Genomic DNA, 23,269 nt, shown 5'->3' with positions numbered 1-23,269 from the left:
TATCTTAAAATAATGTTAAAATTAGGGAGAGATAATCACTAGAGAGGATATGAATAATGAGCGAAAATATTGGATGTTTAGGAAGTATTCTTAATGCACTGGGACTATTACCAAAACAGAATAACAAACAAAGTAAAAAAATAGAAAATATATTTCCATATGTTTTACGGGATGATTTTTTATCAGCAGCAGAACTTAATTTTTATAAATCCTTGTCACTTGCTACTAAAGAGCTTCCAGTTAAGATTTTGTCTAAAGTATCATTAGGAGATTTATTTTTTGTTAATATAAAAGATTTTAAAATGAAACAAAGCTATTGGAATAAAATTAACCGAAAACATGTAGACTTTTTAGTTTGCGATAATGTATCTCTGAAACCATTGGTAGCTATTGAACTGGATGATAAAAGTCATCAGCAATCAAATAGAGTACAACGAGATGCATTTGTTGATGAAGTTTTTAAAGCGGCTAATCTCCCTCTTCTCCATATACCCGTCAAAAATAGCTACGCAATTTCTGAATTAACAGATTTAATACAGTCCCAAATGAAAACTAATCCTATTATTGCTAGTATTACCTCCGAAGATTATGTACCAATCTGTCCAAAATGCCAGATACCTATGACTTTACGTGAAACTAAAAAAGGCAATCATATTGGACAAAAGTTTTATGGTTGTTCAAACTTTCCAAAATGTAAAGAAATTAAACCCTATAATTAATAAAAGGAGACTAAACTAATGCAAGTTGAAGTTATAGAAACTACAGGTGGTAATATCTTCAATCAATTACTATTTTCAATTTCATCTTTAATCCCACTGGTTATGTACGGATTGATTATTTATATTCTGATACTAATCATAAAATGTTTAAAGTTGTATATTAAAAATAATTCATAATATTAAAAAGGAGCTAGCTAGCTCCTTTTTAATTTATTTAGCTTCTGGCATGATCATAGTTAACGCTAATCGTTTACGATTTAAGTCAACTGACTCTACCCATACTTTAACGATGTCCCCAACTGAGGCAACATCCATTGGATGTTTAACGAATCCTTTTTTCATTTTTGATAAGTGAACTAATCCATCTTCTTTTACACCACAGTCGACAAATACTCCGAAGTCAACAACGTTACGAACTGTCCCTTGAAGTTCCATTCCTGGTTTTAAATCTTCAAGTTTTAACACATCAGAACGTAATAAAGGTGCTGCCACCTCATCACGTGGATCACGATTCGGTGCAACAAATGCATCTAAAATATCGTTTAATGTATGTTCACCAACACCAAGCGTTGCCATTAATTTTAAGCGATCAGCTTTAGCAACTGCTGCTTTTAAGCCTTCGGTTCCTAAATCATCTTTTGTGCACCCTAAGCTTTCAAGAACTTCTTCTGCAACTTTGTAACTTTCAGGGTGAATACCCGTTTTATCAAGCGGATTTACCCCATCAATAATACGTAAAAATCCGATTGCTTGCTCATAAGTTTTAGCTCCTAAGCGTGCAACTTTCTTTAACTCTTCACGTTTTGTGAACTTTCCAACTTCATCACGGTGCTTCACGATATTATTGGCAATCGTTGAAGAAAGACCCGCTACATATTTAAGTAATGCAGGCGACGCTGTATTTACGTTTACCCCTACCTGGTTAACAGTTGTTTCAACCACGAAGTTTAATGAATCATTCAACTTAGATTGCGTTACGTCATGTTGATATTGACCTACCCCAATAGACTTAGGATCAATCTTAACCAGCTCTGCTAATGGGTCTTGAAGACGTCTTGCAATCGAAACAGCCGAACGCTCCTCAACCTGTAAATCTGGGAACTCTTGACGCGCAAGATCTGATGCCGAATAAACTGAAGCTCCTGCTTCATTCGTAATAATATAATAAATTGGATGCTTAATTTCTTTTAACACATCAACAATAAAACTTTCTGTTTCGCGTGAAGCTGTACCATTACCGATCGACACAATTTCTACTTTATGAGTATTGATTTTATCAATGACCTTAGCACGCGCCGCCGCTACTAATTTAGGGTCTGCAGTTGACCCTTTTGATTTTTCGTGAGGATAAATCACATCGATATCTAATACTTTACCAGTCTCATCAACAACTGCTAACTTACATCCAGTACGGAAAGCAGGGTCAACTCCAAGTACAACTTTTCCTTTCATAGGAGGTTGTAATAATAATTGACGCACATTCTCAGAGAAGATATGAATCGCTTGATTTTCTGCTACCTCTTTTAAACTAGCACGAATCTCACGCTCAATTGAAGGTTTGATTAAACGTTTATACGCATCCTCAATTGCCATCATCACCTGATTGGCAGCTTCCCCTGATGCATCCTTAATAAATTGCTTTGATAAATAAGTGTATACGCCTTCAGCGTTCTCTGTAATAGAAATACGTAAAATCTTCTCCGACTCTCCACGATTCATCGCCAGAACACGGTGAGGAACAATACGTGAGATAGGTTCAGAGTATTCATAATATTGTTCATAAACATGGCGCTCATCTAATGATTTATCACGAACCTTAGATTGAATTTCACCATTTTTCGTTGTATATTCACGAATCCATTTACGATAATCTGCGTTATCCGCAATCATCTCCGCGATAATATCGCGAGCTCCTTGTAAAGCCTCTTCAACAGATGCTACTTCTTCATTCACATATTTAGCTGCTTCAACTTCAATTCCTGATTGTGGATAAGTTAAAAGATACTGTGCTAATGGCTCTAAACCTTTTGCTTTTGCCATCGTTGCACGAGTTTTCTTTTTCTCCTTAAATGGACGATATAAGTCTTCAATCTCAGTTAATTTCTCTGCTTTTAAAATTTGATTTTTTAACTCTGGTGTTAACATCCCTTTTTCATCAATTAAACGAATGACATCATCTTTACGCTGTTGTAAATTAACACCGTACTCATATGTCTTAGAAATTTCACGAATCTGCTCTTCATCTAGCGCTCCTGTTACCTCTTTACGATAACGAGCAATGAATGGAACGGTTGATCCCTCTTCTAAAAGTTTTAAGACCGCATTAATTTGATTCGTTGTAATGTTTAATTGCTTCGCAATTTGCTTATATAAATCATTCATAAAATTCTGTTCCATGTTGGCCCCTCCTTTAATCACCTGTATTATTTTAGCACAAAAAAATTTCATAGTTATGTTCTGGATAATTTTTTACTATATTTATCAAAATTATAATAATATATCATAGTAGTTATCTTATTATTTTGAAACATTTATGTATAAATACAAATCAGAGAGGATCTTTAACATGAAAAAATCAACAGCCATGATTGGTGGTTTTACTTGTTTAATTATCGCGATGTTACTTTTACTTTTGGTAAAATAATGCATTTTAAAAGGTTGAGTCCAATCAAGACTCAACCTTTTTTCATCTAAAACATTTATGATATAACATCATATAAAATATCAAATTATTTTTAATTGAATCATAAATTCACTACCAATCCCTACTTCACTTTTTACACTCAGCAATCCCCCGTGAGCTTCTACAATAGATTTCGCAATCGTTAATCCAACACCAATGCCCCCCGTTTCCTTACTTCTTGACTTATCCACACGATAAAATCGTTCAAAGATATGTTTCAAATCAACCTCTGGAATTCCAATACCATTATCCACAACTTTAATATAGATATGTTGCTCATCAGAATGACACATCACCGTAATCACTCCGCCTACATTTGTATACTTAGTGGCATTCGATAATAGATTGATTAACACTTGAGAAAATTTCTTCTCGTCAACTAAAGCCACTACTGGTTCAATTTGCGATTGAATCTCGATGTTTTTTTCAAAGGCTTGAACTTGATAATTATAAATGACAGACACTAACAGCTCATCTAATCGTATTTTAGATAACTCAAGCTTTGTCCTTTCGCTATCATACTTTGAAAGATGGCGTAGTTCATCTACCATCCGGCTAATCCTAACGACTTCCTCATTAATACTCATCAAACGCTCAGACGTCGGTTCCCAAATTCCCGCAATCATCACATCCAAATGCCCCTTTATCGTCGTTAAAGGCGTTCTTAACTCGTGCGCAATATCAGTCGTCAGTTGCTTCCTCAACATTTCTTGCTCATCTAAAGCCAGTGACAAATTATTAATCGATGTGATTAACTCATCAATCTCCTTAATATCGCTACGAGTCTCCACTTCCTTCTTATATTGGCCAGTCTCAATCAACTTCGCCATTCGGGACACCTTCACGATAGGAATCGAAATAGATTTTGAAATCATCGCAGAAACCACAACAATACTGCCCACTGACACAATACCAATAATTAAAATCACCTGATTAACCGTATTCAATAGCTCTAAATCATTACTCATATAATACGTCGAAGCATAATGAGTTAAATCTAGTTTTCCGACAACTTCATCTCTCTCATTATAAATATCTACTTGATAATCCTCGAGTGCATTACTCCAATCACTGTCAATGTTTTGCATATTTTGACTAATTTCATTTAACGTGTAATCGGATAGCACCTTCTCATCAGAAAACACACTCCAAAGCTCCTTGCCCGAATGATCATATACTTTAATCGCAATTCCTTTTTGAATCGCATCAATTCCTAAATTTTTAATAAAATCCATATCCCATTCATCATTTCGATAGAGCCCTCGAGCGTCAAAATTCATTAAATGATATAACTCTACTTTATTCGAATCATCTACATATCGTTCAAATGAATGTTGAAAAAGCGTTGCAACAAATAACCGAATCATAATAATCGTCACAATCATGACAAATGAAAAAATTAAAATCATTTTTTTATTAATAGGCATTCTTTTACTTTTGTAATCCAAAACGATACCCCACTCCGTACACGGTTAAGATAATTGAATCTATCTCAATCTTATGCCTTAAATTTTTAATATGACTATCAATCACACGATCAAATTTTTCAACATATCCATCAACTGCATAAGCCAGTAATTCTTCTCGAGTATACACTTTTTGAGGATGTGAACTAAGGGCCAATAAAATTTTATACTCTGTATTCGTTAAAGGAACCTCCTGTCCTTTAACCTTTAACTGATGGGATAAAGTATTTAGTTCAAAATCTGTTCCAAATTTAATTAAATCTTGATTATCTTTTTTTATCGTTCGTTTTAAAATAGCCTTTATTCGGAGTAATAACTCCATTATATTAAACGGCTTACAAATATAATCATCACAACCTAATTGAAAACCTTCAATTCGATCTTCATCTTCTATTTTGGCTGTTAGCATTATAATTGGAATATCAGACTGTTGTCTAATTTGTTTACAGATTTCTTCCCCACTCACATCAGGCAACATTCGATCAAGCAGAATCAAATCATAGGTATACTGATGAAATAAACTAAGTGCTGTTTTACCATCATGAGCAACCTCTGTTTGATACCCTTCATTATCTAAACACGCCTGTACAAATTCACAAATCTTTACTTCATCATCTACCATTAAAATACGCATCTCATCAACTCCAATCTCTCTTTTTATTATAAGCAGAAAAAGCCTACAATGTAGGCTTTTTCATATTAAATTCCTAAAAGTGTGCGAGCTAACATAAAGTAAACAATTAATGCAAAGGCATCAACAATCGTTGTAATCAACGGACTCGCCATAATAGCTGGATCAAATTTTAACTTCTTAGCAATAATCGGTAAAATACTTCCCACCACTTTAGCTAAAATAACCGTAAAGAACAAACTTGCACAAACAGTAATTCCGACCATAAACTCGACATGCTCAATAAAATAAATTCTTAAAAAATTGACAACAGATAGAACAATTGCCACAACACTTCCTACTCGTAACTCTTTAAACATAACTTTTAAATAATCATGAGTCGTAATTTCACCAAGCGCTAATCCTCGAATAATTAAAGTAGAAGACTGAGAACCAGCATTTCCCCCTGTGTCCATTAACATTGGAATAAATGATGCTAAAATAACAACCGATTGAATGACTTCCTCAAACCCTTGAATGATACGTCCTGTCACCGTTGCTGAAATCATTAAAACTAATAACCAAATAATACGATGTTTAGCTAAAGATAAAACGGGAGTTTTTAAATAAGGTTCCTCGTTTGGTGCCATCGCTGCCATCTTTTGAAAATCTTCCGTATTTTCTTGCTCAATGATATCCACAACATCATCAATCGTAATCATTCCTACTAGACGGTTTTCTTTATCCACGACGGGCATAGTTACTAAATCATACGCCTTAAATAAATGTGCAACCTCTTCTTGATCAACCGATGTTTGAACTGAGATAAGATTAGTGTCCATAATATCTTCAATTATCATATCATCTTCGCTTAAAATTAAATCTTTAAGTGTCACCGATCCTAAAAGATGACGTGCTTGATCAATGATAAAACAAGTTTCTAACGTTTCCTTAGTTGTTCCAGTTTTTCGAGTATGATTAATTGCCTCTTTAACAGTCATATACGCTTTTAAATCAACAAACTCAATCGTCATAATTGATCCTGCTGAATACTGTGCATACTGTAAAAACTGATTAATTAATTCACGTTTTTGAGGAGATGTATTTCGAATCACCTTTTTAACAACATTTGCAGGTAACTCCTCAATAAAATCAACTGTGTCATCTAAAAATAACTTATCCACAATTTGTGTGACTTCTCGATCTGTAATCGACTCCACAATATGTTGTTGAGAATCTTTATCTAAATAAGAAAAAACTTCTGCAGCAATATCCTTAGGTAAAACCCTAAAAACTAAAACCAACTCTTCATCCTCAAGATCCATTAATTGATTCGCTACATCAACAGAATTCAATTCTTGTAAATACTCACATAACTCTAATAACTTATTTCTTTCAATTAACTCTTTAATTTCAATAACCATGGCTCAATCCTCCTTGGTTACCATATCCTCCACTTCATAAGATGGTCAGATATGGAACCCATCTTATTATCCTTACAACAACTCGGACTACCGTCCATACCCTCACATCCTTTCAATATCATCGGCAAAGTAGGTACATTCACAACCCACGATATTATATGACAACACTATGGAGAAATTATGTGGTTTTATTAAAAAGTTGAATCAAGCGTTTAGCCAGTCGTAAAAATGGGGGGCCCCCACGCTAGGAAATGAGCTTGCGAATTCGTAGCTTTCCTCCCTTAGTAGGGCTTTTTTGATATGAGAGATAATCTCCCTTATAACATTGCTTTATGCCATATTCATTGTTATAATCCACTTATCAAATTTAGAATGAGGGATTAGATATGAAAAAAGCTATAATATTTGATATGGATGGATTAATGATTGATAGTGAAAGAGTGACTTATGAAGAATATTGTCATAAGTTAGATCAATTAGGATATAAATTTGACGAAACACTTTATCGTCGTTGCCTAGGAAAAAATAAAAAAGGCGTTTATCAAGTATTAATAGATCACTACGGAGAAGATTTCCCAATAGATGAGGTCTGGGATGATGTTCATGTCTCATTAGATAACCGCCTAAAACTTAACACACCATTAAAAAAAGGAATCGTTGAATTACTAACGTTTCTAAAAGAAAATAACTATAAAACAATTGTAGCAACCAGTAGTGCTCGTGCTCGTGCGGATATCATTTTAAAAACAGCAAATATCTATCAATATTTTGATGATATGATTTGTGGCGATGAAGTGACTTGTGGAAAACCTCATCCTGAAATTTTCTTAACAGCCTGTGAAAAATTAGGAATAACTCCTCAGGAAGCGTTAGTTTTAGAAGACAGTGAAGCCGGCATTACAGCAGCACACGCTGGAAATATAGATGTTATCTGCGTACCAGATATGAAATATCCTGATGAAGAGTTTGCCAATAAAACAGTTAAAATTGTCGAATCATTATTAGAGGTTATTGATCATCTAAAATAAATGTGACCTCACTTTATCAATACGTAATCAATTGATTAAACCTCTGCCTCAACTGCTTTTTTATAGTACCAAAAACTAGATACTTAAAAAGATAGATTTTGTCTTGCTAATGGTACCTATAAACTCGTTAAACGTTTTCAAAAAATGATACATAAAAAAAGGTCTGTCATATTTTTGACAGACCTTTTTTTATGTATGGTAAATAAATTAAATACCATGTTTTAAAAGATACTTCTCATACTTATAGGACATTAATCCATCGCTAAAAATCTCTATATTAGTTGAATTTTCTAATGGGAATAATCGGCTTGTAAAGGCTAACTCCCCATTGTTAATAAAGATTTCAACAATACTATTATCCATTAAAACTTTAATTTCAATCTTTTCACCAATTTTTAATTCTGCTTGACGATATGTCCCAAACTCTTCAACAAACTGATGTTTTAATTCACTTCGATCAAGTGTAACGGTTTGATTTTTCTGATTAAACTCTAATACCAGACGTTCCTCTTTTGAAACTGATAGGTTTATTCCAAAAATATTTGCATCATTTGGGGTGAGTATCATATTTAACTCATATGTATTTGTATCATTTTCTAATAAAGAAAATCCTTGACATTGACCTGCTTCTGATACTTTATTGAGACGTAATAACTCAAGTTCTTTTGCTGGAATTTGAATAACCTTATTATCTTTGATTCTAATTTCTCTTGGGAATGTTAAGCAATGAGCCCATCCAAAAATATCAGTTGGATATTCAAATTCTCCTAAACCTGCCCAGGCTAATAGTAGTGTTTGATTTTCTTTTCCTTTAAAAGTTTGAGTCGCATAGAAATCAAATCCTCGCTCAAATTCATCAAATGATTCTACTTCAAATATCAATTGATCTAAATCTAACTTTCCAATTACATACGTTACATTAAATAAATTTTTATACTTCTCACCTTGTACTTCAACTCCCTGTGGTGAAAAAATCAATAAATCCTTTCCGTCAATCTCAGCAAAGTCTGGACATTCCCACATATACCCTAAATTCTGATTAAAGTTTTTTAACGTTAACTCTCCTAAAAAACTCCAATCTACTCCATCTGGGGATTGATACATAATAAAGGTTCCTGTTTCATCTAATCGTTGAGCTCCCAAAATCATATAATATTGACCATTCTTTTTAAATACTTTTGGATCACGAACATGTCCGGTATACCCTTGTGGAACGCCTTCAATCAACGCATTTGATGGATGTTTTTGAATATTCCCCTTATCATCCATAATAGCTAAACACTGATTTGCGCTTCGATTAAACTTATCTAATTTAATGTTTCCAGTGTAATACAAATACAACTGATTATTTATTTCTATAGCTGTTCCTGAATATGCTCCATGAGCTTCATAATCTTCAGTTGGTATTAATGCTACTTCTTCACGTGTCCATTCAACTAAGTTTTTTGATTTCAAATGAGCCCAATGTTTCATTCCATGTGTTGTCCCAAAAGGATACCATTGGTGAAAAAGATGATAATAACCATTAAAATATGCTAATCCATTTGGATCATTTAATAAACCAAACTCTGGATGAATATGATAAATTGGTTTCCAATTATCATCTTTTGACTTTTCTAGAAGTTGAACTAATTCTTCTGTTGTAGCTTCTAGAATTGTTCGATGTTTAGGCTCTTTGTATCTCATAATTAAGCTACCTCTCTTTTAACTTTTACTTTTCCATATACATATGTAAAGATAAATCCAGCTGATAAAGCAATTAAATGAGCAAAAATATAATTAAGATGTCCATTTCCTTCAGCTGCTACAATTGCAATTCCAGGAATAGCTGTTGCACCAAATCCAATAGCTGTTACATGTGTAAGATAAACATATGCTCCCCCTAAAGTTGCTCCTAAGCATCCTGCAATTAATGGGAATTTATTTTTTAAAGTTACTCCGAAAATAGCCGGTTCAGAAATTCCAAATAAAATTGACCCAAATGAAGAAATACAAATTTGTTTAACTTTAGCATCTTTCCAATTTAAAAGTAAGAATCCAAGAACTGCTCCACCTTGTGCAATTAAAGCAACTGACATTAATGGCATAATAAAGTTACGTCCAGTATCTGCGATTAATTGTGCCTCAACTGCTCCGATAACATGATGAATTCCAGTAATAACAATGATTTGTTGAATTCCTGCAAACAACATGAAACCAAAAATTCCTAAATTTGTTGTTGCCCATAATAATGAATAAGTAATAATATCTGCTAGAGCACGTCCTAGTGGACCAATGACTGTAAATAATAAGAATGCTGCAATCACTACTGTTGCTAATGGTGCAAAGAATAATTTAACCATATCTGGAATTTTTTTGTTAAAGAAAATATCAAGTTTAGCCGTAATGAATCCCATCATTAAAGCAATGATAATCCCACCTTGAAATGCAACTAATTCTACATTTAGTCCAAAAATATTAATAACTTCGGGATCAACTGTTCCATTTCCAACAGAATAAGCATTTGCTAAATCAGGATGTAACATAATTGCTCCAATAACTAATCCAAGAACAGGTGTTCCACCATAACGTCTTGTTGCTGAATAAACAACTAACATTGGTAATATTGTAAAGATTCCTGTTGAACAAATTGATAAGAAGCGATTAATTCCAGCTAAAGATGGAAACATCTCAATCACAGATTGAGGACCAAAAATTCCTTCTTGCCCAAGTAAACCTGTCAATCCCATCAATAGGGCTGCAGCTAATAAACCTGGAATGATATCTACGAAAACGTCAGATAACGATTTAATAGCTTTTTGAAATGCATTCTGTTTCTGTACTGATTGAGCTTTAACATCACCTAAAGACATTCTTTCTGTTCCACTAACTTCTGTAAAGACATCATAAACATTATTAACTGTTCCTGCGCCAAAAATAATTTGCAATTGATCTCCTGCCACAAAGACCCCTTTAACTAATTCTAATTGCCCAATTTGATCTAAATCAGCTAATGAATTATCAACTAAGACAATTCTTAATCGTGTTGCACAATGCGCTACTCCTTGTATGTTTTCTTTTCCACCAATTAACGTTAATAATTCTTCTGAAATTTTTTGATAAATTTCTTTTTTGTTAGACATATTTCATTTCTCCCCTCACCATAGGAACCGGTTCCACCGATTACGAAAATAATATAACACAATAATTACCATATAGCAACCCTTTTCAGTAAGTGTTTACAAAAAAAAAAAAAAGACAATCAGGTTTTAAAAACTAGATTGTCTTTTTTATCTTTATTTATGCTTTACACTTTTTGATTTGATTAACTGATAGCCAATAACCTGTAGTTCTGCAACATCTCTTCCTTCCATTAGGTCTATAATCGTTTCAGCGGCTAAGTGTCCTGTTTTCTCATTTTCAAATTTAATTGTCGTCAAAGGTGGTGTAACTAAAGTTGCCAAATCATATCCTCCAAAACCTGTAAGTGATATATCTTCTGGTACACTTAAATTATGTCGTTGAATAGCTTTTCTAGCCCCTAATGCTATTCGATCTGTAGCACAAATAATTGCACTTGGTTTACTATCTTTTAAAGCATCGTTGACTATTTTCTCAGAAAGTTCACTTGTGAAATCTGACTCCATTATACGAATATTCATCAAATTATTTTGGTAACGTAATCCATCCAAAACCCCATTACGACGATTTATTCCTACCGCAGTATCATCTTTTGATACGCCCAAATAAATAACATCCTGATGCCCCATCTCTTGAATATATCTCCCTACTTCAAACCCTGCATGATAATCATCATTAACAATTGAAGTAACTCCATCACAGACTTGTCCAATCATTAAAAATGGAACCTTTAACTGACTAATTACATCTCGATGAGCATCTTTAATTTCGGTCGCTACTAAAATAATTCCATCTACTTTTAATCGTGCTAAATTTTCGATACTTTCAATTTCTAAATCTTTTCGTAAACTAGTATTTATAATTAATGGATTGTATCCATTTTCTCTTAAGGTTGTATCAATGGCCATAATTACTTTTGATGTAACAATAGAATCTAACCCAGGGGCTATGATTCCAACAAATTTTGTTTTTTTTGCTTTTAGACTCTGTGCAAAAGCGTTTGGTTCATAATTATGCTCTTCAATAACTCTCCTGATTTTTTCCTTTGTTTCTTCACTCACTTTGCCATTGTTCAAGTAACGAGATACAGTACTTTTCGCTACCCCAGCGATTTCAGCTATATCTTTAATTGTTAAGGCTTTATTCATCCTTCTCCTCCTAATAACCCTTACTAAAAATTAAAACAGTTTTATCTCTTTAATTATAGATTATATTTTGCTACTTTGATATGCTAATTAAATAGAAGAACAAAAATAAATACCATCTAATTTATAAAATATTAGATCGTATCCTGATTCCTACAAAAAAAGAACCGATAGCTCCCTATCGGTTCTTTTTTTAGTGATGGTTTAAACATACTTCTCTACAACTTATGTTATAAATCAAAGCTTTATGACTCTTTTTTTCATTGCATTACTTTTTCATAATACTAAAATACTTTGTATAAAATATGTAGAAAAAGACGAATTGATGTAGAAAAAAAACTTTCCATGTCATCATTATACTAATAAGTAATTATATACCATATAGACTGGAATATCCTCTTTTAGTGAATTAAGATTATTTTTCAAATAAAATCCTCTCTAGATATTAATCTTGTCATAAAAATCCATATAAATTTATATTCGCTTTTCATATAATGATGATAGCGCTATAAAAGGGGGGATCAATATGGACAAACAGTCTTATCTTAAACTAATTGATAAAGTCATTGAACAAGGACCATTCAAAGACACGTGGGAATCTCTTGAACAATACGACGTAGCAAAGTGGTATCAAAAAGCGAAGTTCGGAATCTTTATTCACTGGGGGCTATATTCTATTCCGGCATTTGGAAGTGAGTGGTATTCAAGAAATATGTATATTCAAGGTAGTAAAGAGTACGAGCATCATATTAAAACATATGGGCCGCAAAAAGAATTTGGGTACAAAGATTTCATTCCGATGTTTAAGGCTGAAAAATTTGATCCTGAAGTTTGGGCAGACTTATTTGAAAAAGCTGGGGCGCGATATGTCATGCCTGTCGCCGAACATCACGATGGATTCCAAATGTATAAAAGTGATCTCTCTCCATTCAACTCATATGAAATGGGACCTAAACGTGATATTTTAGGTGAATTATCTCAGGCATTTGAAAAACGAGGTATTAAAGCCTGTGCCTCATCTCATCGAATTGAGCATTGGTTTTTCATGGGAGAGGGGAAAAAATTTGATAGTGATATAAATGATTCTTTAGCGTGTGGCGATTTTTATTGGCCTGCCATGCCTGAGCCTGATCACTATGATTTATTTAGTGAACCTACCCCAACAAAAGAATTTTTGGAAGATTGGTTACTCAGATGTTGTGAATTAGTTGATAAATATCGTCCTAAACTCATTTACTTTGACTGGTGGATTCAACATCATGCTGTTAAACCCTACCTCAAAAAATTCGCTGCTTACTACTACAATCGTGCACATGAATGGAATGAAGAAGTTGCTATTAACTATAAAAATGATGCGTTCATGTTTGGTAGTGCTGTTATCGATATGGAACGTGGTCAATTTAATGAACCCAAACCAAACTTATGGCAAAGTTGTACGTCTGTTGCAAGAAACTCTTGGGGATATACTGAGGATAATGACTATAAAACAGCAAACGAAATCATTTGTGACCTTGTGGATATCGTGAGTAAAAACGGGTGCCTACTATTAAATATCGGACCAAAAGGAGATGGCTCAATTCCAGAAGAAGATAAAAAACTCCTACTCGAAATTGGAGACTGGCTAAAAATCAACGGCCAGGCCATTTACGACTCTAAGGTTTGGCGGTACGCATCAGAAGGTCCAACCAAAGTATCAGAAGGACAATTTTCAGATACAACGAGCAAAAAGTTCACTCCTAAGGATATTAGATACACCGTGAACAACAATGCCATCTACGCAACGGTCCTAAACTATCCTGAAAATGGACAAGTCAAACTCACCTCTTTTGCCAAAAAAGATCCTTGTTTCGTCCCATGCTTCCACGGCATTATCAAAGATATTGTTGCGCTAGGATTTGACGAGAAAATCAAATGGAATCATAGTACGGATGCCCTTGAGATTAGTACAACTACTATTCAAAGTGAGCTCCCTGTTGTTTTCAAAATTATTCTCGATTAAAAAATCAAAAGCATTAACCTGATATCGGCTAATGCTTTTTTATATGATTAAATTAACCCAAAATGTTTACAAGCATGGTAGATTCCATCTTCATGAACTGGTTTTGTGACATAGTTAGCATGCTTTTGAACATCTTTATGAGCATTCCCCATTGCAACACCCATTCCAACTGCTTGCAACATCTCAATATCATTGAATCCATCCCCAAACGCAAGTGCATTCTCAGGTTTCAACCCGATTTTATCTAAAATCGTTTGTATAGCAGTTGCTTTTGAACCATGTAACGGTAATAAATCAACGCCATTTTCTTGCCAACGAACAATGCGAATTTCTTTAATTGACTCAAAGAAATGCTCATTCTCTTTTGTAACTCCCGCTACCATCTGATACACCTTAAAATCAGGTTTTTCTAAATCTGTTTGAATTCTAGGATAAGGTAACTTCATAGCCTCAAGTCCTGATAATAAAAGTTCTTGATTGGCACCTGATAAAATATAATGCTCTGCTGGCATCCATAAAAGTGGAATATCATGCTTCTTAGAAACATCTACAATTTCATCAAGTAAAGTTTCTGAATAAGGTGCCTCATGAATCACTTTACCATGCATCACAGCATATTGACCATTCGTACAAATATAACTATCAATTTCTAATCCCTCAAGTAAATCCTCAATCATAAATGGAGAACGTCCTGTTGCAATAAAAGGCGTGATTCCATTCTCTTTTAATAATTTAATCGCCTCAATCGTTGACGCTGGTACTAACTCCATATCTGAACCATGCGAATGCGTTGAATGATTATCCACAATCGTTCCATCTACATCAAAAAAAGCAACCTTAATCTCCATCCTGGCCATCCTCCTACAAACTAATGTTGATAAACATAGGATACTACAAAAAAGACATTTAATCTACACTTAACCTCTTCCTTCGACACGTAACAATAATTGGTATCTAAATTTTAAAAGTCATTTTGAATGAAAAAATTTATCTGTGACATAATGAGGTTAAAGAGGTGATAGCAATGAATACCGAATTTATCGAAACACCGATTGAGGCTCTTACATTTATTGCAATCGAATTAATTATGTTGACAATCGTCTTAGCACTTTTAACTTATACTTTTTTAAAACTTTATTCTCTCCTGACCAAAACATCACATCACGATTCTCAAGAAGATTTTAAATGAAATCTTCTTTTTTATTTTATCTGTATACTCTTTATAGATATTAAAAGTCATGCAAATATGAAGAATGTATAACAGATATATTACCTATTTAAATTTCTCCTGTATTTTCTACGTATATATAAATACCATTAAAGTATTTTTATTTAAAACGTTTTTATTCTGTGTTACAATTTCATAAAAGAAATCATTTAGGAAGTGATTACCATGTCTAACTCAGAATATAAAATACTAGACCATTTATCTAAAGGAATATTAGTTATTAATAATGAATTTAAAATTATTTATGCGAATCAAGTAGCAGAAGAAATCTTTAATATAAATAAAGATAGCATCCTAGGTGAGTCCTTGCATCATCTAAATTGTCAAAAAGAGCTTTGCTTATTTTGTTTATTAAGTAAGCAAATCAAAGATTTTCCACTCCATTCTCCAATTAAGAAAATTACCATTCCAAATTATTATCAAATACCAGATCAACATTTAATAATAAAAATTATCCGACACGAAAACATATTCTTAGTTGAGGGAAAATCCATTAATTTTTCTAATGATAGAAAAAAAGAGCTATTGACTGAACTGATACAACATTCAAAAGATTATATGTTCTTTAAAGATGAGAATTTAAACTATGTTATCGCGAATCAAAGTTATTTAGACTTTGTCGGTCTTAAGGAGAATGAGCTAATAGGATTAAATGATTGGGATTTAGTGCGTAAGGGAATTCTTTCTGAAGAATTATATTATCAATGTAAATGTGGAGATAATGATACTTTATTACACGGTTCTTACTCAGGCGTTGAAGTATTTTTAGGACGCTCTTATCAGGTACTAAAACAAAAGGTAAATCAAGGCGTGTTATGTGTAGCCAAGGATATAACAGAAATAATCAATATGACTAAATTATCAGTAGAAGATTCCTTAACTCAAATGTATAATCGCCGAAAATTTAATACCGTTTATAATAATATCTTTGAAGATTCTAAATATAATTACTATTTAGTATTAATAGAATTCAGTAATCTTGATTTAATTAATACTTTATATGGCTATCAACAAGGTGACGAATATTTAAAAATATTATCAAAAATCCTTTTAAATTATTCAGAAGAGCTATTTTTCAGATTAGATGGAAGTATCTTTTGTTCTCTTACGGATAAAAATCAAAAAAATCTTGAAAAGTTTATTAGTCATATTTTTTCTGACCTAGATCAAATTAACATCACACCAAAAATAACGATTAATGTCGGTGCCTGTCAAATAGATAGAACAACTTCAAAGGAAATTAATTATAATAAAGCTTCTCATTTTTTAAATGAATCTAAAAAAATAGGACAAAATCAATGTATCATTGACGGCGAATTATATCTTAAGAAATAAAATTGAATCAAAATAAAGACCTACATTTAATTATCTCTAATTAAGTGTAGGCCTTTTTATTAAACTTATTACATCAATCATATTATTTTTGTTTTCCTTCTTTATTAAATAATTGTTTAACTCTAATCTCTGTTACAGCCATTGAAATTAATACAATCACAACTAACTCCAAAACATTAATCATCACAACCTCAAAAGGACTCAGTAATCGAATATATGAATTTAATATAATCCCAATCACAAGAGCAATTGCCCCCATACTAACTAACATCACACCAAAAACTTTATTCGCAAACTGCCATGATTCTTTTGTTTGTAAAACTGATCTAACTCGATATCCAAACCTTCGTATATCTTGGTCCGACTCTAAAACATTAACCACACCAATTAACATCGAAAGTAATCCAACAATAAACACAGAAAACTCTAGCATAACCCCTACCTCCTTTAAAATCAATATATTTCCATTACATTATACCACGAGAATGGACCTAACCCTTAAATACTTTCAAATTCAAACAAAAAAGCACGCCTTAGCGTGCCTTCACAACCATAAAACCATATGAATCCAAACTTACTGTCTCATCAAATGACAAAATCTGATTTCCATACAACTCATGAACTTCCTTATTTTTTAGCTCAGGGATTAATGGAATCGTTAGGTGATAAGGATTATTATTAATAATAAAATAAATACTATGATGTTCATCAAACTTTCTATAAATTAACGTATTTTGATGATGATAAATAAACTCTAAGTTCCCAGAATACTCTTTTCTTAACTCAATACAACGCTTTAAATGCGTAAAATAAGGCATCTCACAAGCAGCGTCAGTCCAAATCATACACTGACGTGAACGAGTATCATTATCCCCCTCAAGTCCCACTTCAGATCCATAAAAAATACACGGAGACCCTATTAACGAATAAAGTAATAAATAAGCGAGCTTGATTTTACCTTCACATCCATCAGCTAAAGTAGCAAGACGTGGTGTATCATGACTATCGAGTAAATTAAACATTACGTCATTCACATTAGCAGGATATCGATAAAGTGCCTCAACAATTGTATCAACAAAACCTTGATCATCGATATGATTGGTCGCCACAAACTCTAAAATAGCTTTCGTTAATGGATAATTCATTACCGCATCAAATTGATCGCCTAAAAGCCAGGCATAAGAATCATGCCAAGTCTCTCCTACAATATATAAATCGGGATTCGCCTCTTTAACAGCCTTTCTAAAATCACGCCAAAAGTCATGAGAAATCTCATTGGCAACATCAAGTCGCCAGGCATCAATCCCAAACTCCTTAATCCAATACAATGCAATATCAATTAAATATTGTTTTGCCTCTTTATGATTTGTATTAATCTTTGGCATATACGGTGTGAAGCTAAAAGTTTCGTACGTTCCGATAATCGGAGCCCCCTCCTCATCAACAACTGGAAACTCATGAATGAAGAACCAGTCTTTGTATTCTGACTGCTCACCATTTTTCACAACATCTTGCCACTGAGGTGAATGATATCCCATATGATTAAAGACAGCATCAAGCATCACTTTCATTCCACGCTGATGAGCTTCATTTACTAACGTTTTAAAAATAGCATCATCTCCAAAATGAGGATCAATTTTATAATAATCCACCGTATCATACTTATGAGTAGACGGTGATTCAAAAATCGGAGTTAAATAAAGTCCATTAATTCCAAGCTCTTGCAGATAATCCAACTTATCCACAATTCCTTGTAAGTCACCACCATAAAAAGAATCAATCGTCACTTCCCCCTCTCCCCAAGGAAGAACATTCTCAGGACTAATTGAATCATCTCCATTTGCAAAACGTTCAGGAAAAATTTGATACCACATCGTATCACGTACCCAATCTGGTGCCTTAAATACGTCTTCAACATTTAAATACGGAAATGCAAAATAACTATTAACATCCTTCTTAATTACTTCATCCTCAACACTAAAAAATCCACGCTCAATAAATAATAATTCTTCTATCCCATCATTTAAAATAAATCCATATTTAAAACGACGATACGTTGGCTTGATTTCAATAAACCAGTAATCAAACTCTGATGTTGAATGTTGTTTTATCATTGGCGTTGATTTTAAGCACCATTCATATTCACCTTTCTCATTAGGTTGCCAATCATATGGATCATTTCCAAGTAACTTGACTGCCTTTATATCATTTTTAGCACTTCTTAAACGGATATGAAGCGTTTCTTTGTCATATGCATACGCATACGCACTTTTTGCACGGTGGTAAATTGCTTGTTTAATCATTTTTAGCTGCCCCCTTCTTACTTCTTCATTATACAAAAAAGAGTCCTCATATTCATCGTACTGCCAATGAGAAATGAAGGGCTAAAATTTATATTAAAGACCTTTTAAAAGCAAGACTTTCTCACAAATGATTCTCACCAGTTAATAAATAAGCGTCTTTATACATCCGATTTCGTACATAAAACTTTATAACTGATTCATATAAACATTCATCATACAATAAGTTAGACATTCCCTGTTCCTTATATTTCGTAATTAAATCTTGAAGTTCATCAAGCTGTGACTTATCCCCATTTTCACAAAGCGTTAAGATTTGTGAGGTAATCGTATCCTCAATCACCAAAGGCTCATCCGACTGATTCAATCGACTTAACATAAAAGTCTGCCCCTCCTGTGCCTCCTTCAAAAACTCCAAACGATTCAACTTCCTCATATAAGTCACAGAGCGCTCATACTGTCTAAGTGCGCGCTCAGTACTCCCTACCTTATAACAAAGTACCGCCTTAAAATGATAAAAGCCAATCAACCCAATTAAATTTCCCTCATCCAAATAAGTTTGATACGACTTTTCAGCAAATTCAAATGCTTCATAGTAACTCGACAACTTATAATAAGCCATCGCCAAATACAAAAGAGAATGCCCTGTTGTTTCATAATTAGTAGACTTTAATAACAAATCGCGTGCTAAGGTCGCATCGCGATAATAAAGCAACTGATCTAACCCTAAATAAAAATAATACTTAAATCGTTGATGATTCGTTAATAAATGCTCAATAGATTGAATCATCATCAATACCTCATCAAACTTATCACGCTCAGATGTTGAACAAAACTTCGCAAAATGGACTAAATAATAGTCAACAATCAAAGGAGAATGAATAAACTTATCCTCTTGCTTTACTAATCGTTCAAAAATCTCACCAGACTTCACAAAACCATTTAAATTCAGTTCATCAAAAAACTCATCAATTAACTCTCGACTTTCTCTTAAAAAATTTGAATCGCTATAGTATCTAATATCAAGCTCATCAAACAAAGACTCAATAATATCAAGACTTGGGACAACCTCCCCATTCTCAATCTTACTCAAATAAGAAGGCACACAAATCCCCTGTGCTAAATGTTGCTGACTCATATTTTGACGAATTCGATTTACCTTAATTAATGAACCAAGCAACGTTAAATTCTGCTTCTCTAATAATCCATTTAAATCTCGCATCAGTCATCCCTCAATTTTAATAGTATTAACTCTAGTATACATGATAAACAAAAAAAGAGACTTCATAAACATGAAGTCTCTCATAAATTCTTATTAATCTCTTAATTAGAAGTTTACAACAACATTTTGAGCTTGAAGTCCGCGTTGTCCTTCAGCAGTTTCAAATGTTACTTTTTGTCCTTCTTCAAGACGTTTGAATCCGTCAGCTTTAATTGCTGAGAAGTGAACGAATACGTCGCTTCCGTTTTCTGCAGTGATAAATCCAAATCCTTTTTCTTCGTTAAACCATTTAACTGTACCTTTCATATTGGTACCTCCTAAAATTTTATTTCTGTAATGAAAGTAAAAAAATTCACGTATTATTACAGATTACATTGAGTGGTAGAATATAATCTCTAATAACATGTGAATTTCATGATTTTTAAAAGCTATAGACAACTACTTAACATACTCTTATTATATACCCTCTCATACATAATGTCAACAGTATCCTAAATTTATTATCTTAAAATTTATTTTTTACATTCTCCGAATTAAATAGTATTATTCATCTACATAAAAAAGAGCAATCTGATTAAAATTGCTCTTTTTCTAATTTTTTATACTGATGCAGCTGTTTCACTTGAAGGAGTCACTACTTTTTCTTTTTGTATACGAACTAATTGATTCGCGTAACGTTTATATAAAACAACTAAGATAATAGCACTCAAAATATATGATGCTAAAACAAATGGTGTATTATAACCAACTGAATATACAACTGGATTCATTCCTTCTGGTGCATAGTCTGCGAAGAATACGACACCTGAAATAATATGGCACGCTAATCTTGCAATTGAACCGATTCCTGTGGCAAGCCAAATATAAAGACTACGTTGCCCCACTTCAACCACATTGACCTTACTTGCAAAGAATCCTGCAAATCCTAGTACTGCATATGGTAACGGATAATCAAATAACACTTGAATTGGGTGCATGATATAAGCTCCCGTTAACAATTGTAACAATCCCATTGTAAATCCACTTAAAAATCCCGCTACCCACCCATAGCGAAATGCAATAACGGCAAGTGGTACTAATGAAATTGAAATTGATCCTCCAAATGGCCAGAACCATCCTGAATAAATGTTAGCTACATAGTCAAGCACGAATGCTAAGGCAACTAAGATACTCATTTCCACTAATTTTTTCGTTTTTGAATTTTGCATAAAAAAATCCTCCCTGTTATAAGGAGGCTTTACGGCTTAATTAAAAGTATAAGAATATAATTTTATTAAAATAGCATTTAATAAAAATTCTGTCTACTTCCCTCCGCTAGTCCTAACTAGTTCAGGTTCAAAGGGTTATGTATCGCTACACTCTCAGCCGTAAGGCACCCCTAGTATCATTAACACTTTTAACTTAACACATATTTCCTATTCGGTCAAATAAAACAACTCGACAAAACTATAACTTATCATACTCTGATAAAATCTTATGATGTGCAGCTACAAGTGGATACTCATGTAAACTTGTAGAACTTATCCACAATCCACTATTTTCTGCCACCTCATCACTCAAGGTAATATCCGTTGTTACTTTAACTGAATAACTTTCCATTTCCCAAATTCGATGTGAAAAAACATGATTAAATGTTCCAATCGCTTGAATGGACTCAACATTTTTACAAACTGGGGATAACTTTTCTAACAAGAACTCAGCAGGTTCTAGCGTCCCATCATATTCAAAACTCATAAACTCATAAAAATTTGCTAGCAGTCCTTTATCCGGTCGCTTATTTACCAAATACTCACCGTATTGGTTTTCAACAATGGCCACTACTAACTTAGTTTTAACTTGAGCATTCGCCTTAGTTTTAACAGGTAATAAATCATCAATCCCTTGTTTAAAAGCCTGGCAATGTTTTTGAACTGGACATTCCAAACACTTAGGAGATTTAGGTGTACAAATTGTCGCTCCAAGCTCCATTAATCCTTGATTAAAGGCACTTGGATCCTCATGACTTATCACGTCAGTCACCACAGATTCAAAAACTTTACGAGTTTTAGGTTTCGCAATATCCTCAAAAATACAACAAACTCGACTCATTACTCGAAAAACATTCCCATCAACCGCAGGAGCTGGGATACCAAAAGCAATACTACTAACAGCTCCCGCTGTATAAGGACCTACGCCTTTTAACTTTAAAATTTCTTCATGAGTCGTTGGAAACCCGCCCATCGCTTCAATCATCTTTGCGCTCTCTTGTAAATTACGAGCACGAGAATAATAACCTAATCCTTCCCATGCCTTTAACAATGTTTGCTCATCCGCCTCTGCCAACTCCTTTGTGGTTGGAAAAAGCTTCATAAAACGTTCATAATACGGAATCACTGTAACAACCTGAGTTTGTTGTAGCATAATCTCTGAAACTAAAATACGATACGGATCACGATTAATACGCCAAGGCAAATCACGCTTCACAATATAATACCAATCAATTAAATCCTTTTGAAATTGTTCTATATTTAAATGCTCTATATAATTTTGAGTCATCTTAATCACCTACTTATAATATTAGTCTATCAGATACACTCTGAATTTAAACACAATATACTACAAAATTCGCATTTTAAACAAAGAAAAAGCACCTGGCAGGAAACCGGTGCTTTTTAAATTTTGTAGGAATTAAATGATAAATTGTAGCATTTTTACCCCAACTACAATTACCTTTAATAAAGATTATATCTATTTTCAACACAAAATGCTAGTCTTAATTACTCACAAATACTGACAACAAATGATTTTATCCTGCAAAATTCCATAATTAATACTATAAATTTAAGCATTTAAAAAAAACACACAAATCATGACCAGCGACTTGCGTGTTTTTTATTTGTTAGCCATCAATCACAAACAAAAAAGAATGACTAATTGAACAACTAACAACTTTCATTAAAAATCTTGAAAAAACAAAAGGGACTATATGATACAAAAAGAGAGATATCGAG

At 33.2% G+C, this 23,269-nt stretch carries 19 protein-coding genes and 1 riboswitch; of the genes, 5 read left to right on the top strand and 14 right to left on the bottom strand.

All coding sequences use genetic code 11. The features are described 5' to 3' along the window. The first annotated feature begins 56 nt into the window (after positions 1–56). Entirely contained in the window at positions 57–719 is a 663-nt protein-coding gene (locus tag QWC74_RS05430) for a DUF2726 domain-containing protein (RefSeq protein WP_006784559.1), read from the top strand. A 210-nt stretch (positions 720–929) separates the two neighbouring features. Here the strand turns inward: QWC74_RS05430 and QWC74_RS05425 are convergent, their stop codons facing one another. From QWC74_RS05425 to mgtE, 4 genes are all read right to left on the bottom strand, one after another. Next, a complete protein-coding gene (locus QWC74_RS05425; RefSeq protein WP_006784560.1) occupies positions 930–3,116 on the bottom strand; it encodes a Tex family protein in 2,187 nt (728 codons plus the stop codon). Positions 3,117–3,443: 327 nt separating this feature from the next. Beyond that, positions 3,444–4,850: a cell wall metabolism sensor histidine kinase WalK gene (locus QWC74_RS05420; RefSeq protein ID WP_230310396.1), complete on the bottom strand. Its 1,407-nt coding sequence runs from the start codon at positions 4,848–4,850 to the stop codon at positions 3,444–3,446. After that, positions 4,834–5,502 carry a response regulator transcription factor gene (locus QWC74_RS05415; protein ID WP_006784562.1) on the bottom strand — a complete coding sequence of 223 codons (669 nt, stop codon included), beginning with the start codon at positions 5,500–5,502 and terminating at the stop codon, positions 4,834–4,836. Before QWC74_RS05415 ends, QWC74_RS05420 begins: the two co-directional genes overlap by 17 nt. A 65-nt stretch (positions 5,503–5,567) precedes the next feature. Further along, the gene (gene mgtE, locus QWC74_RS05410) at positions 5,568–6,902 is read right to left on the bottom strand and encodes a magnesium transporter (RefSeq protein WP_006784563.1); all 1,335 of its coding nucleotides are present in this window, start codon (positions 6,900–6,902) and stop codon (positions 5,568–5,570) included. 386 nt (positions 6,903–7,288) lie between these two features. On the opposite strand from mgtE, the gene QWC74_RS05405 reads away from it, so the two are divergent. Continuing rightward, positions 7,289–7,930 carry an HAD family phosphatase gene (locus tag QWC74_RS05405; RefSeq protein ID WP_006784564.1) on the top strand — a complete coding sequence of 214 codons (642 nt, stop codon included), beginning with the start codon at positions 7,289–7,291 and terminating at the stop codon, positions 7,928–7,930. Between the two features lie 207 nt (positions 7,931–8,137). Here the strand turns inward: QWC74_RS05405 and QWC74_RS05400 are convergent, their stop codons facing one another. The 3 genes from QWC74_RS05400 to QWC74_RS05390 form a co-directional block, all read right to left on the bottom strand. Then, positions 8,138–9,616 (bottom strand): sucrose-6-phosphate hydrolase, encoded by a 1,479-nt coding sequence (locus QWC74_RS05400; protein ID WP_006784507.1) that lies wholly within the window; start codon positions 9,614–9,616, stop codon positions 8,138–8,140. 2 nt (positions 9,617–9,618) lie between these two features. Next, a complete protein-coding gene (locus QWC74_RS05395; protein WP_006784506.1) occupies positions 9,619–11,052 on the bottom strand; it encodes a PTS transporter subunit EIIC in 1,434 nt (477 codons plus the stop codon). Positions 11,053–11,205: 153 nt separating this feature from the next. After that, complete coding sequence (locus QWC74_RS05390; RefSeq protein WP_262949369.1) at positions 11,206–12,213, bottom strand: LacI family DNA-binding transcriptional regulator; 1,008 nt, start codon at positions 12,211–12,213, stop codon at positions 11,206–11,208. A gap of 508 nt (positions 12,214–12,721) precedes the next feature. Between QWC74_RS05390 and QWC74_RS05385 the strand changes: the two genes are divergently transcribed. Further along, positions 12,722–14,194: an alpha-L-fucosidase gene (locus QWC74_RS05385; RefSeq protein WP_006784504.1), complete on the top strand. Its 1,473-nt coding sequence runs from the start codon at positions 12,722–12,724 to the stop codon at positions 14,192–14,194. A 47-nt stretch (positions 14,195–14,241) separates the two neighbouring features. On the opposite strand, the gene QWC74_RS05380 is transcribed toward QWC74_RS05385, so the two are convergent. Continuing rightward, positions 14,242–15,042, bottom strand: a complete 801-nt coding sequence (locus QWC74_RS05380) for a Cof-type HAD-IIB family hydrolase (RefSeq protein ID WP_006784503.1) — start codon at positions 15,040–15,042, stop codon at positions 14,242–14,244. Between the two features lie 176 nt (positions 15,043–15,218). On the opposite strand from QWC74_RS05380, the gene QWC74_RS05375 reads away from it, so the two are divergent. Beyond that, positions 15,219–15,383, top strand: coding sequence for a hypothetical protein (locus QWC74_RS05375; RefSeq protein WP_006784502.1), 165 nt, complete (start codon positions 15,219–15,221; stop codon positions 15,381–15,383). 204 nt (positions 15,384–15,587) lie between these two features. Continuing rightward, positions 15,588–16,757, top strand: coding sequence for a diguanylate cyclase domain-containing protein (locus QWC74_RS05370; RefSeq protein ID WP_006784501.1), 1,170 nt, complete (start codon positions 15,588–15,590; stop codon positions 16,755–16,757). An 82-nt stretch (positions 16,758–16,839) separates the two neighbouring features. Here QWC74_RS05370 and QWC74_RS05365 read toward each other — a convergent pair whose 3' ends face one another. From QWC74_RS05365 to mutY, 6 genes are all read right to left on the bottom strand, one after another. Next, complete coding sequence (locus QWC74_RS05365; RefSeq protein ID WP_006784500.1) at positions 16,840–17,190, bottom strand: SdpI family protein; 351 nt, start codon at positions 17,188–17,190, stop codon at positions 16,840–16,842. 100 nt (positions 17,191–17,290) lie between these two features. Beyond that, entirely contained in the window at positions 17,291–19,060 is a 1,770-nt protein-coding gene (locus QWC74_RS05360; protein ID WP_006784499.1) for a glycoside hydrolase family 13 protein, read from the bottom strand. Between the two features lie 121 nt (positions 19,061–19,181). Beyond that, the gene (locus QWC74_RS05355; RefSeq protein ID WP_006784498.1) at positions 19,182–20,279 is read right to left on the bottom strand and encodes a helix-turn-helix domain-containing protein; all 1,098 of its coding nucleotides are present in this window, start codon (positions 20,277–20,279) and stop codon (positions 19,182–19,184) included. Positions 20,280–20,384: 105 nt separating this feature from the next. Further along, a complete protein-coding gene (locus QWC74_RS05350) occupies positions 20,385–20,585 on the bottom strand; it encodes a cold-shock protein (protein ID WP_006784497.1) in 201 nt (66 codons plus the stop codon). Between the two features lie 293 nt (positions 20,586–20,878). Further along, entirely contained in the window at positions 20,879–21,487 is a 609-nt protein-coding gene (gene thiT, locus QWC74_RS05345; RefSeq protein WP_006784496.1) for an energy-coupled thiamine transporter ThiT, read from the bottom strand. A gap of 81 nt (positions 21,488–21,568) precedes the next feature. Further along, positions 21,569–21,669, bottom strand: a riboswitch (TPP riboswitch). Positions 21,670–21,725: 56 nt separating this feature from the next. Further along, positions 21,726–22,814, bottom strand: coding sequence for an A/G-specific adenine glycosylase (gene mutY, locus QWC74_RS05340; RefSeq protein ID WP_006784495.1), 1,089 nt, complete (start codon positions 22,812–22,814; stop codon positions 21,726–21,728). Positions 22,815–23,269: the final 455 nt, after the last annotated feature.

It is taken from the genome of uncultured Turicibacter sp., from assembly GCF_938044715.1.
GTDB classification, from domain to species: domain Bacteria; phylum Bacillota_I; class Bacilli_A; order MOL361; family Turicibacteraceae; genus Turicibacter; species Turicibacter sanguinis.
Note: the sequence above shows the minus strand (reverse complement) of the source record. Positions and strands in the feature narration are given on the sequence as shown.